General features: G+C 42.9%; 10 protein-coding genes and 1 pseudogene. 2 read left to right on the top strand and 9 right to left on the bottom strand.

What is annotated here, in order from left to right:
- Positions 1-61 precede the first annotated feature (61 nt).
- Together hflX and miaA are read right to left on the bottom strand one after the other, a co-directional pair.
- Positions 62-1,091, bottom strand: a pseudogene (hflX, locus tag NF418_RS00175) (GTPase HflX); the annotation flags it as partial.
- On the bottom strand, positions 1,084-1,968 hold the full coding sequence (miaA, locus tag NF418_RS00170; RefSeq protein WP_256777913.1) for a tRNA (adenosine(37)-N6)-dimethylallyltransferase MiaA: 885 nt from the start codon (positions 1,966-1,968) through the stop codon (positions 1,084-1,086). The gene miaA and the pseudogene hflX, both read right to left, overlap by 8 nt.
- Before the next feature lie 68 nt (positions 1,969-2,036).
- Between miaA and NF418_RS00165 the strand changes: the two genes are divergently transcribed.
- A complete protein-coding gene (locus NF418_RS00165; protein WP_002941416.1) occupies positions 2,037-2,207 on the top strand; it encodes a DUF3042 family protein in 171 nt (56 codons plus the stop codon).
- 590 nt (positions 2,208-2,797) lie between these two features.
- On the opposite strand, the gene NF418_RS00160 is transcribed toward NF418_RS00165, so the two are convergent.
- Positions 2,798-3,964, bottom strand: coding sequence for an MFS transporter (locus NF418_RS00160; protein ID WP_256777912.1), 1,167 nt, complete (start codon positions 3,962-3,964; stop codon positions 2,798-2,800).
- Positions 3,965-4,163: 199 nt separating this feature from the next.
- On the opposite strand from NF418_RS00160, the gene NF418_RS00155 reads away from it, so the two are divergent.
- Positions 4,164-5,312: a cobalamin-independent methionine synthase II family protein gene (locus tag NF418_RS00155; RefSeq protein WP_256777911.1), complete on the top strand. Its 1,149-nt coding sequence runs from the start codon at positions 4,164-4,166 to the stop codon at positions 5,310-5,312.
- A 114-nt stretch (positions 5,313-5,426) separates the two neighbouring features.
- Here the strand turns inward: NF418_RS00155 and NF418_RS00150 are convergent, their stop codons facing one another.
- The 6 genes from NF418_RS00150 to folE form a co-directional block, all read right to left on the bottom strand.
- Positions 5,427-9,572, bottom strand: a complete 4,146-nt coding sequence (locus tag NF418_RS00150) for a pneumococcal-type histidine triad protein (RefSeq protein ID WP_256777910.1) — start codon at positions 9,570-9,572, stop codon at positions 5,427-5,429.
- A 142-nt stretch (positions 9,573-9,714) separates the two neighbouring features.
- Positions 9,715-11,025: a GntP family permease gene (locus NF418_RS00145; protein ID WP_256777909.1), complete on the bottom strand. Its 1,311-nt coding sequence runs from the start codon at positions 11,023-11,025 to the stop codon at positions 9,715-9,717.
- 21 nt (positions 11,026-11,046) lie between these two features.
- The gene (gene folK, locus NF418_RS00140) at positions 11,047-11,541 is read right to left on the bottom strand and encodes a 2-amino-4-hydroxy-6-hydroxymethyldihydropteridine diphosphokinase (RefSeq protein WP_256777908.1); all 495 of its coding nucleotides are present in this window, start codon (positions 11,539-11,541) and stop codon (positions 11,047-11,049) included.
- Positions 11,538-11,900 carry a dihydroneopterin aldolase gene (gene folB, locus NF418_RS00135; protein ID WP_256777907.1) on the bottom strand — a complete coding sequence of 121 codons (363 nt, stop codon included), beginning with the start codon at positions 11,898-11,900 and terminating at the stop codon, positions 11,538-11,540. Before folB ends, folK begins: the two co-directional genes overlap by 4 nt.
- Positions 11,893-12,705, bottom strand: a complete 813-nt coding sequence (folP, locus tag NF418_RS00130; protein ID WP_256777906.1) for a dihydropteroate synthase — start codon at positions 12,703-12,705, stop codon at positions 11,893-11,895. Before folP ends, folB begins: the two co-directional genes overlap by 8 nt.
- Positions 12,706-12,713: 8 nt before the next feature.
- Positions 12,714-13,277 (bottom strand): GTP cyclohydrolase I FolE, encoded by a 564-nt coding sequence (gene folE / locus NF418_RS00125; RefSeq protein WP_002938082.1) that lies wholly within the window; start codon positions 13,275-13,277, stop codon positions 12,714-12,716.
- Between the last annotated feature and the right edge of the window lie 115 nt (positions 13,278-13,392).

Here is a 13,392-nt window from a genome sequence, read left to right as displayed (position 1 = left end):
TCAAATCGTTCAAACATGGTCTTAATCTTGGCCAAGACCATCATCTGAATATGGCCTTTGGCATTTTCATCCTTTGCGGACAGCATGACATGCGGAAACTGACTGGGGGTAAAGCTATCATCGGTCTTGTCTAGCTTGTTATAGAGAGCTAGACGGGGAATGTCCAACATATCCAAGTCCTTGAGAATGTCCAAGACCACCTGTTCCTGCTCACTGTGATTGGGGTCAGAAGCATCGATGACATGGAGCAAGAGGTCAACGTTCATGGACTCCTCCAAGGTGGACTTGAAGGCGGAAATCAACTCGGTCGGCAGGTCCTGAATGAACCCAACCGTATCGGTCAAGGTCACGTTGAACTTGTCAGCCAAGTTAATCTGCTTGGTCGTGGCATCCAGTGTGGCAAAGAGTTCATCGGCCTCGTACTGTCGCTTATCCGTCATGGCATTCATGATAGTGGACTTACCAGCATTGGTATAGCCAATCAAACCGATTTTGAAGACGCCTGATTGTAGGCGGCGTTCACGGACAGTCGCTCGGTTTTTCTCCACCGTTTTGAGTTGGCGTTCGATGTCGTGAATCTGGTTGCGAATGCTTCGACGGTTGAGCTCCAACTGGCTTTCACCCGGTCCACGAGAGCCGATTCCCCCTGCCTGACGGCTGAGCATAATCCCCTGACCAACCAAACGAGGCAACATATACTTGAGCTGGGCCAGATGAACTTGTAGTTTTCCTTCGTGACTCCGTGCCCGCATGGCAAAAATATCCAAAATCAGCTGCATACGGTCGATGACTTTGACACCTAAAATCTCTTCCAGATTGACATTCTGGCGGGGTGTCAGTCGGTTATTGACAATGACGGTATCAATCTCATCAGCTTCAACCATCTGGGCAATTTCTTCTAGTTTCCCTGAGCCGACAAAGGTCTTGCTGTCGTATTTTTCTCGTTTTTGAGTGTAGACTCCCTTGACCAGAGCGCCAGCTGTCTTAGCAAGGCTTGCCAACTCCTCCATGGACATGTCAAAATTATCTGTCTGCTGTAGTTCCACTCCAACCAGGAGGGCACGTTCTTGTTCTTTCTGCGTTTCAATCATTTAAAAATTCCTCCACAGCGGTGAAAATCTGCAACTTGTAATCTGGCTCGCCTACTGAATAAAAGGGAACCTGCATCCGATTTCTAAACCAAGTCAATTGGCGTTTGGCGAAGCGGCGGCTATTTTGCTTGACCTTATCAACTGCTTCTTCTAGGTTGATTTGACCTGCTAAGTATGGGAAAAACTCCTTGTAGCCAATTCCCATAGCAGCTTGGGCTTCTGGGTGTTCTTGGTAGAGCCAGCTAACTTCATCGAGCAAGCCCGTCGCCATCATCTTATCCACTCTCTGATTGATGCGGTCGTAAAGAACCTGTCTGTCATCCGTCAGGCAGATGTAAAGAGGCTCAAATTCTGACTCTGTATTTTCTAAGTTCTTGCCAAATTTTTTCAACTCTAACCCACGAATGATTCTCCGACGGCTGTTTCCCTCGACCATCAAACCTGCTTGCTCTGCCATTGTTTCCAAAACCTCGTCAGACAAGCAGTCGAGTTCCGCTCGATAAGCCAGAACTTGCTCTTGGTCAACTTGACCGCCCAGATGGTAGCCTTCAAGTAGACTCTGGATATATAGGCCTGTTCCACCCACGATAATAGGCAACTTGCCACGACTAGTAATGTCGGTAATTAGGGATTTGGCTTCTGCTACAAATTCATAAGCCGAATAGCCCTCGGTCACATCTCGGACATCAATCAGGTGATGAATCGCAGCAGCCTGCTCTTCAGGGCAAGCCTTTGCCGTGCCGATATCCAGTTTGCGATAGACTTGCTGGCTATCACCGCTGATAATTTCTCCCTTGTAGCGCTGGGCCAATTCAATTCCTAAAGCAGTTTTTCCTACCGCAGTTGGTCCAATGACCACAATAACTTTAGTTTTCATCTTTTTCCTTGAAAATATTTTGTTTTTTCGCTAAAATCTATTATAACACAAGTAAAGGAGAAATAACTATGGCTAAAGGTTTTGGTAAAGGTTTCTTAACAGGTGTTCTTTCTACAGTTGCTCTTGCAGCAGGTGCAGTCTTCACCGTTCACAAAACAATCATTGAACCAGAAGAAAAGAAAGAAGCCTTCATTGAAGAAAATCGTAAAAAAGCTGCGCGCCGTCGTGTTGCACATTAATTTTTTACAATTGCTCAGGACAATAAGCTGAATTTAAGTTCATTGTCCATAAGTATAAAATCCTATCTCCTATGTGAGATAGGTTTTTTTATGAACATTTTCATTTCTAAAAACTAAAAAATAAATGTTTAGAACACGTGAATACATTGTTGTGACAGGAAAATCAATTTTTAAATATGTCAATTCAATACATTTGAGTATTTTTACATTTTAAACTATGTCAATTCATTGCATTTACGTAATTTTACATTTTAAAACATGTCATTGCAATGCATTTGCGTATTTTTACATTTTAAAACATGTCATTTCATTGCTGTGGCTTATTTTAAATGTTTAAAATAGATCATTTAACTATTTTGATGCATTTTACATTTTTAATGACCTAATCACACTTTCTGAATTCCTATTAGAATTTCTAATACTCAATGAAAATCAAAAACAGACTAGGCGACGCAGATGCAGATAGAACTGAAGTTCATCAAATCAAGTCAACAACGTCTGATTTTGATTTTCGAAGAGTATAAAGTTTTCTAGTCTACTCGTCAACGATAACAGATATAAAAAAGGCTGGCAATTGCCAACCTATACATTTAGACAATGATATCTTCTTTTTCGATCAGAACAATAGTCCACATCATGGCAAGAGTCACGACTGCAAGTGCCAGAATCAGAGGCATCCAACTTCCAAATAGAGGGAAGCTATAACCAAGAAGACCTGGTCCAAATGCAGCAATGAGATAGCCACCGGTCTGCACCATGCCTGATAACTGAGCAGTTGCTTGGCTGTTGCTAGTTTTCAAGGTAAAGCCCAACATCATATAGGGGAAAAGGGCAGCGTTTGAAAAGCTAAGAATAATATGGAGGATACTCCAAAGTATAAAATTACTTGGTAAGAATGTCATCAAAGCAAGACCTAGAAGAGTTGCGGATGATGTTCCTAGCATAATGTTTCGACGCATTTCCTTAGTCTGACGCGATAAAATTGCTGGTATGATCATGGACATTGGAATGGCAGTCAAGTTAAAGATTCCTGCCATCAAACCAGCTTCAGCCTTGGTAAAACCTACTGACTGAGAAATGGTTGGTAACCAGGTAATTTCAGTATAAAAAAGAACTGACTGTAAGCCACCGAAAATCAGAAAAGCAATGGCCGTTTTATTTTTCCAAATTGAACTTGCTTGCCTATCCTGTTTTTTTACTTCAAAACGGTGATTATTGCGAATATTGGGTAACCAGAGCAGAAAGGCTAACAAGACTACAGCTGTTATCAAGATGATAAAGGTCTGCCAAGAGCTTGCGGATACAATTGGAACAGCTAACATGGACGCAACCGTCGCCGCAACCCCCATTAATGTAATATATATGGTAGTATAGAAACCAATCTTCTTAGGAAAATTTGCTGCGACTATACTAGGTAAGAGTACATTGATAAAGGAAATGGTTGCTCCAACCAACATAGTACCAAGAAATAAAGTAGATAGATTAAACACTCGCATCCCAGAACCAAGAGCCATGACCAATAGAACAAAGGCCATTAGCCTTTCCATTCCAAATTTAGCAGCCAGACGAGGTGCCAAAGAAGAGCAGAGCGCAAACATGATAAGAGGGATTGAAGTCAAAATTCCTAGCGAACTAACCTCAACTCCTAGACTGTTTGCAATATCTATTAGAATGGATGGTAAGGCCGTAAATGGAGCACGCATGACAACTCCTAACATAACAATTCCTGCTATAAGGAATGGGGATTGTTTTTTCATTTTTCACTCTCCTAAAATATACAATGTTCGGATTTTACACTCCTAAAATTATAACACACTTGACATGTGAGCGAAAGGGATTTCTCTATTTCATTTTGTTATAGTTTCTAACTATATATTTTGCCATTTTTTAACTATTTTTCAAATGAGACTTTCTAGGTTAGAATAAGTTCATCACGAATCGAAAGAGAGATTTTACATGACTACATCAAGATTTCAATTAGTAGGCTCACTACTGCGTCCATCTACTTTAGGAGAATTCAAACGTCAGATCGAAGCTCGTGATGACATCAAATACCCATTCTATGATGACTTCGATGGGTACAAAGAAACGGAAGCTTCACTTATCCAAAAAATTGTTGCGGAACAAAAAGAAAACGGTTTGGATATTGTAACAGACGGAGAATTTGGTCGTTCAATGTGGCACCTAGATTTTCTCTGGGGCTTAGAGGGAATCGAACGGTACATTGCTGAACACGGCTATCCTTTCAAAGACCACGATGGGCAACCATACGAAACACGTAAGGACATTGGTTTGCGTATTACTGCTCCACTTTCTGCAAAAAATCACCATTTCATTGATATTTTCAAACAAGTGAAAGAATTAGCAGGAGATACTGTAACCAAACAGACTATTTTCGGTCCAGCCCACGCCTTTAATGAATTGACAATTTTCAATGGACAAGTTGGACCTGATCAGGTTTACAAGACTCGTGATGAATTGAAAGACGGTCTCATCGCTGCTTATAAAGAATTTTTAGACCAGTACAAGGCTGCTGGTGGACAGATTATCCAGTTTGACGATTGCCTTTGGGAACTCTTCGACCCATCAAACCCAGTTCCATTCTTACCGCAAGACGACCCTGATGCCCTAGGTGCGCTTGCAGATGAATTTATCGCCATCAACAACGCCGTGGCAGTCTATGGTCACGAAATCGGATTAACAGTTTGGACCCATAACTGCCGTGGAAACTATGAAAGCCGCTCTGCAGCTGGTGGAACTTATGAAGCTATTGCTGAGAAATTCCTTAAAAACCAACGATACAGTCGTTTCTTCCTTGAATGGGATGATGAGCGAGCTGGCGATCTCAAAGCTCTAGAAAGCTTACGTGATTCAAACGTTGAAGTTGTACTTGGTTTGCTGTCAAGTAAGACATCAGACTTAGATGATGAGGAACGAGTATTCAGACTCCTTGAGGAAGCAAGTAAAATCATACCCAAAGATCGTCTCTACTTATCTCACCAATGTGGATTTGCATCGTGCGATTCAGGTAATGAATTGGCCATCCCGCAACAGTGGGCAAAAATTAAACAAGGTCAAGATATTGCAGAGAAGTTTTGGTCGTAAGCCACTTCTTGATATTCGTGCATAAAAGCCCCGCCATTTGGCAGGGCTTTTATTTGCAATTCTGATAAATCTATTAGGACCATCCTTGAAACTGTCCGTGGTTAGAAGGGATTATTAAGACCATCCTTCAATGTTACCAATCGGTTTCCAGGTCAAGCCGATGTCTTCACTTTCCTCTTCGGAAGTTGAACCTGTAAATTCACCGAAAATATCGGATAGCCATTCTAGGTCTTCATCGGATAATTCCACTTCTTCTTCCCCAGCACTTTCACTAGGCAGAGATTGTTCTGCTACTGCTGGACTGCTTGGCTCCGAAGCTGAAGCTGATGAGGCATTTGTTTCTTCTGTTGGCGAAGGGATTTCTTGCACTTCTGTAGGCTTGCTTCCATCGCTTGAAGCACTTTCTTCTGATATTAGGACATCACTATTGGTTGGAGCAACCGCTTCTGCCTCAACAAGCTCTGCAAGACTGGTTGCCTGTTCGGAGCCTGAGCCAGTTTCTGACGAAGAGTTTTCTTCAACTGCTTGTGATAAACTGGATGAGCTTTCCTCCTTGCTGCCACTTTCATGGTCATGGATTGGACTAGATGAACTTTCCGGTCTATCCTGACTGGTTGGACTGGCTGCCCCTACACCTTCTTCAATTGCTGGAACAGGACTTGTCTGCCCTACTTTTACCAGAACTTCCTCAGGCAAACTTAACGGATTGACAAAGAAATCTCTGGTTCCTTCGACAAACATATTCATTTCTAGACGATTCATCTGCATAATGCCATAGTCATCCGACATTTCAAACTGCTGATTAATTTGCCCTTTTACATCATTGGCAACTGCAATACTGCTGGCAATTAAGTCTTCTGCCAAAGAAATTGGACTAGTTGCCAATTCCCTTCGCACAACCAAACCATAGATTTGATTGATGAGGCGAGCCGCTTCCTGACGAGTAGGCGCTTGAAGATAAGTGCTGTCAATATGAGTAAGCAAGTAAGCCATGTATTCCATCAATCGAATTTCTGCTCGGTCTTGGAAGTGCTGAATTTCCTTCAAACTATGGGAAATACTTGCTAACTCACGCTCATCCCCCTTCAAGCTTGCCTGGTTAATCCGCTCAACCCAGGCGGTTTGTGAGGTCTGGGTGCCAGTTAAATCTGTTTGTCTAAGTAGAGTCAGTAGCTCTTGATAGGTCTGATTATCCGTCACATGACTAGGAGAGGTTACTGGAGTTTCATGCTCTGCTTTCTCCACAATTTCAGGGAAGGTCATCTGTCTAGTAAACATCTCACGGATATCTCTCACAAATGCCTCCATGATTGCCCTGTTTTCCTGCATTTTTTCAGAAGCAGGACTGGTTTGGATAGGGTAGGTCTGATTAGCTGCCTTGGCCAGATGGAGTGCAACTTTCAAGTCAACCAATTCTTTGGATAAGTCCAGTGGCTTGATGGAACCATTGCCGCCTAAGGTTGCTTGGAATAAGTGATCCAGTGTACTCGCTAATCTTTCTTGCAAATCAGCTGGTACATACGGCTGATCCAACTGACCAAGTAAATAATCCATATACTCCATGGCTGTAATATCAGGACGGTCTTGGAAATGTTTCAATTCTTGCAAGAGGTGTTCCAGGTTGAGCAAGGCCTGTCTGTCCTTACCTTGACTGGCTTGGTTGAGTTGACTAGTCAGGTCTTCCTTATTGACAGGTAGGTTGCTGATATCAAGCAAGCGAATCTGTTCAAGTATTGATTGATAGAGTGGGTCTACTTGTTCCTCTGGATTGTTAGTAGTTTCTTTTAAGATATGAACCTTTTCAAATTGCTCCAACATTGCTAGATAGCCCTTGGTCGAATTGGTTACCAGGTCATCTAGATTGCTAGCAAAATCGTCCAAAGCTCGCTTGATACGACGATACTCCTTGCTACTTGTCCCATACTTTTCAGCTGCCACTTGACGCAAACTTTCAAGCTGACTATCCACACTCGCTCGATCAAATTCCCCCTCCAGATAGCTACCTGAAATAGCTGGCAATTTATTGGTCAGATAGGGCTCAATGCCCTCCACAGCCTGAATATGCAAGACATGGTCATGGCTTCCATGCGGCAGGATGAATTTCTTGTCACGAATGATGAGTTTTGACGGTGCGATACCTGTCCGCTTGGCTACCGCCAAAAGCTCCGCTTCAAAGTCCGTTTCCGGATCACCAGTTACTTCAGGGATAATCAACATAGACCGTAAAATCACATAAGGATGGACATGGGTCGGGTCATAGGCATGACTTGGATCATTGAAACTAAAAGTAGTATCAGAAACCCGAATAGCTTCTTTTGGCACACCATAGACCTTGGAAATGTAATCAATTTTTCTTTCCAAGTCTTCTTCACTTTCAAAAGGTTTGGTCAGGTCAATATTCTTCAAGAGCACCACATGATCATGGTCGCCATGGGGATACATGAAGGCCTGACCTTGGGGGGTGTCCAAAAGCGTAATGGAGCCGACCGGCAAACCGAGAGCTTGAGCTAGATAGTTTCGCTTGTCCGCAACCTCGTCCACCACAGTTGCCTCTGCAGGAGTGACAGGTGCTGAATTAGGCGCTTCAGCCACCTCTGACAAGGATGGGCTGGTTGTGGTTGATGCTTCTGACTCACTTGTTGCTTGGCTACTAGTAGTTGGCGTTGAGGTGCTGGAGCTTGTTGGCTTTTCTGAGCTAGATGAAGTCGTTTCACTGATTGATGAAGTGTTCGGAGTAGGGGTACTATGCTCCTCTTCTTCACTTTCAAAAGGTTTGGTCAGGTCAATATTCTTCAAGAGCACCACATGATCATGGTCACCATGGGGATACATAAAGGCCTGACCTTGGGGAGTATCCAAAAGCGTAATGGAGCCGATCTGCAAATCGAGAGCTTGAGCTAGATAGTTTCGCTTGTCCGCAACCTCATCCACCACAGTCGCCTCTGCAGGAGTGACAGGTGCTGGACTTGCTGCTTGTGATTGGCTGGAGGTACTTGGAACGGCTACTACTTCCGTTTTTTCCACTGGTTTTGCAACTAGTGTTGTCACCACATCTGGCAGGGGACGGATTGGACTTACTTGACTGGCTTGATTTTCTAACAAATAAGCCCACTTGGAAGCAGCTACTTGCTCCCTACGCAAGACATGGATATGCCCCTGATGTTGAATGAGCAAACCAACCGCATTCTGACCGATAAGCCCACTTCCATCAAAGAGAAAGCCATCGCTGGTCGGATAGTCAATCCCAGCAATCCCTTGACGAAAAACCACAGACGCTGCTTGATTAGCACCTGCAGTAACTACTGGAACTGGTAGGTTAGCTATTGGGGAAACAGGTAAAGTCACCAAGTGATTTTGCATAACCGGTGCCGCCGCTGTAGAACTAGCAAACTGGCTAGCACCTGTATGAACAGGATTTCCCAGACTTCCACCGACAGTTTGCTTCAAAATATAATGGTAATGATCTCCATGGCGAACGGTATAGCCATTAGCATCTTCAGCTACAATATCAGCAGGATTGAATTGATAATGGTCCTGACCATCCTGACTGGATGACTGACTAGATGTACTATTTCCCTGTTTCTTGGTCACATCAGCTCCAGCTGGGATAAGGTACTCCCACTTACTACCTTTCAAGTCACCATAAAAGATAAAGTGACTGTGACCATTATGCTCAACGATAATGCCTGTATCCGTCTTGCTTGAAATTTGCTTGGTATCGCTCAATAAAAAACCGTCGCTGGTTGGTCTATCAATCCCGGCCACACCTACTTGATTGGTCGATGACTGGTTTTGCTCTTCATGAGTGTGGTCATGGTTGTGATTGTGTCCATGGTGGTCATGTTCAGGATTATTTGCCGTTAGTTTTCGGGCTTCCTCTAAAGTAACAAGACCAGCCCCAGCCTTCTTAGGATAATAATAGACCTTCCCCTTCACTTGAATGATATAACCTGTCCGTACCTTGTACAAGATATCTTTTTCATTGAATTGGTAGTTCTTATCCTCTAACAAGGTTTCCTTCAAAAACTTGGCATCGTAGGGAACAAAACCTTTTTCCAGGTGCTGATGGTCACCGTGAATAAGGACATAACCATCCTCTGTCAACTCCGCAACGACATAGACTATTTCCTCTTTCTGAACCTGTTCCTGCTTTACTTTTTCGTCAAGCACCTGTGTCGCTTGTTTCTGCTGGCAAGCCAACAAGGTCAAACCACACAATAAGCTTATGCCTGTCAAGGCAAGATTTCGTTTCTTCTTCACAATACTCTCCTTCTATAGTTAACAAGTATTTTACCAGTAAAGTATATAATTTTTAATGCTATTAGTCAACCAGTTAATTATAAAATGGTTAAGTTTTGTGCAAAAAATAGGATTTTCAAATGAAAATCCCATCTCAATTCTTCTAGTAAAGTAGGCCTACCAAGGCTAAAACAACCATGAGTGCCAAGATATGTCCGACTGTCACTAGGATAAATGAATACTTGAGTCCACGTTTCATACTCAATTTCGAAAGATTGTGGAAGGTAATCATGACACCCGATTGCGGTACAACTGTCAAAATAGCTGATGCAACAACTACCACTCGATGCAGCAACTCCGGATGAATCCCCATTTCTAAATAGGCAGGAAGGAAATTACTTGAAGCAATACCTACTGCACCAGAAGAGGAACCGATAATACCACTAACCAATGCTGTCGAAACAGATAAACTAATCAGCGGCGATCCTGGTATTTGTTGAATCCATTCTTGAATGACTGCAAAACCTGCTGATAAGGTTAACACCGTCCCAAATGCTACTGTACTAGAAGTTGCAAAAGCCGGCACGATAGATGCTGTTGTCGCAGCATTCAAAATTTCTTTTTGATTTGGCAGATATGGATAAAACATCAAGGCTGATAGAAGAATAGAGACCAACAAACCGATTGTCAGGACATTCGGAGTTTTACTCATTAGGAAAATCGTCCCAATAAGACTGAATAGAGGCAGGACTGATAAAAATAGATTTGGTGTCTTATCAGCTACCACTACTGCAGTTTCATCCTCTTCTTCCGTGTACGTCTCTCCATTTGCTAGACTTTTCTTGAGACAGTAGGCCATGTAGAGCAAGCCAAATACTAATAACGTCAAGCTGGCTGCTAAACTGATAACGGGTGCCGCGGTCAAGCTAGTTCCCAAAACTTTTGTCGGAATAGCATTCTGGATGGAAGGTGTCCCTGGCAAGGATGTCATGGTATAGGTACTTGCTCCGAGAAAGACAGGAATCGGAAAAAGGGCCCAGTTGATATTCAACTCTTTAAAAAGTGGGCGTGACAGGGGAAGTAGGGTAAAAATAACTACAAAAATACTCACACCGCCATAGGTCAGAATAGAAGCAATCAAAGTGATAGCTAACAAGCCCTTATAGGGACTATCCTTTCCCATTACCTTCAAAATACTATTGGCAATCGTCTGCGTAGCTCCACTTGCCTCCATATACCGTGCCAAGATAGACCCCAACATAAAGATAGCAAAATTATTAATCAAAAAACCTGCTAAGCCTGCCATATAAGACTGCTCTTTGCCCAACATAACTTCCAAAACATTCATCTGATTGGTCAGAACGATGATTAAACTAGCTAGTGGTGCAGCAATGATAACATGTAAATTTTTTGATGTCCAGTAAATAATGGTCACAACGGCCAGTAAAACTCCTAAAATTGCAAAAATTTCCATAGTTCTCCTTATTTTCCCCTTTTATTCAAGAGAGATTTTCTTGATGTTTGATGTATCTCCTAAATTTCTTACTAACTCTTCTACTTTTTGACCAAGGATAGGATGGCAAAAATCTCTAGAAATGTCAGCCAACGGCAAAAGAACAAATGCCCTCTCATGTGCATAAGGATGGGGAACAATCAGATCCTCTTCTTGAATCTTCTCCTCATCCCAAAAAATAATATCCAAATCAATGGTGCGTTGGCCCCATTTTTCAATCCGTACTCGGTCCAACTCTTGTTCGATGTTCTGGCAAACGCTTAGAAAATCCTGAGCAGACAAATCAGTATACACTTGACAGGCTAGATTTAGGAAATCATCTTGGTCGGTCTTGCCCCAAGCTGGAGTTTCATAAATGTTGGAAACTAAGCCAAGCTGGCAAGCTGGGTGACTGGCTAATTTGTCTAGGGCTGCCTGTAAATAGTCTTGCCGATTGCCCATGTTCCCTCCGATACTGAGATAGGCTAGATGCTTCATGGTCGTTCACGCTCCAATTCAATTCCGACAGAATCATAATGTCCAGCAATGGGCGGATTTTCCTTGTAAATGGCCAAGCGAATCTTCTCCACCTTTGGAAATTTATCAAAAATCTCCTGACAAATAACACCTGCTACCTTTTCTATAAGGATGTAGGGCTTGCCTTCCACAACTGCTTTAATGGTTTCGAAGACCATACCATAGTGAACTGTGTCTTCTAAATTGTCAGTTTGTGAAGCTGCTGTCAGGTCAACAAACAAATCACAGTCAACTGTGAAAATTTGACCAAGAACTTGTTCTTCTTTGAAGGCACCATGGTAGCCATAAAAGCGACATTTATTGAGAGAAATCTTATCCATGTTGACCTCCAGAAGTCAATTGGTCCCAAACGTTAACGATGTCACGGTTGGCAGCGACATTGTGAACACGGACCATTTTACAGCCTTTTTGGACTGCCCAGGCAGACAAGGCTGCCGTTGCTTGATCGCGGTCAGTCGGTAAACTATTTCCTCCAAGCAGATAATCCACCACGCGCTTACGGGAAATTCCAAAAAGAACAGGATAACCAAGGGCAGTAATCTGTTCCAAACCTTGTAAGAGATCTAGGTTATGTTGGACATTCTTTGAAAAGCCAAAGCCTGGATCCAGCCAAATCTTATCTGCAGTAACACCGGCATCCAAAGCAACCTGAGCTCGCTCTGCTAGAAAGTTTTTGACCTCTCCAACAACATCCACATATCTTTCTTCTTTCTGATTGTGCATGAGAATGATAGGAATCTTGTACTCCGCAGCCAGAGCCAACATTTCCCCATCATAAAGACCTGCCCAAACATCATTTAAAATATCTGCGCCTGCTTCCAAGGCTGCACGTGCTGTGCCTGTTTTATAGGTATCAACGCTGACAAGACAATCATAGTTTTCTTTGATAGCGCGGATAATCGGAACCACGCGAGCAATCTCGTCTTCTTCAGACACAAATGTTGCACCTGGACGAGTGGACTCACCACCAACATCAATGACGGTAGCACCCTCAGCCAACAACTTTTCTACTTGTACCAAGGCAGACTCCACCTCATTATAGTGACCACCATCTGAAAATGAATCTGGCGTCACATTGAGAATCCCCATAATGGTTACTTGATTCGCTAACTGTTCGATTGACATAGAACCTCCTATTTATTGTGAATCATGGACAAGAGTTCACGGCGCAAAATAGCATCTTCCTTATATTTGCCAAGGGCAACTGTGGTCACTGTCTTACTACCTGGCTTGCGAATACCACGCATACTCATGCACATATGCTCTGCTTCGACCATGACAAAAACGCCTTCTGGTTCAAGGGCATCTTGAAGTGCATGAGCAACTTGATGAGTTAAACGCTCCTGTAATTGAGGACGACGACTTGCTACCTCCACTGCACGCGCCAATTTGCTAAGACCGGTCACACGCCCCTTGCTAGGAATATAGGCTACATGTGCAATGCCATAAAAGGGCACCAAATGGTGTTCACACATGGAGTGGAAAGGAATATCCTTGACCAAAACAACCTCTTCATGACCTTCTGAAAAGACAGCTGTAAATTGGTCTTTGGGGTCTTCTTCTAAACCGTTAAACATTTCTAAATACATCTTAGCAACCCGCTTAGGCGTATCTAATAAACCTTCACGATTCGGGTCCTCACCCAATAATTCTAATAATTGATAAATGGTTTGTTCGATTTGTTCTTGTTTTGACATAATGCATCCTAAATAGTTTGATGTTCTTATTATACCCTAAAAACTGTTTTCAGAAAAGGGCTTTCAACATTCTAAACAACAAACTGTCCCCGTTCAGAATGCCAGACACTCTCAC

This window comes from Streptococcus suis (genome assembly GCF_024509555.1).
Lineage (GTDB): Bacteria > Bacillota > Bacilli > Lactobacillales > Streptococcaceae > Streptococcus > Streptococcus suis_AD.
Note: the sequence above shows the minus strand (reverse complement) of the source record. Positions and strands in the feature narration are given on the sequence as shown.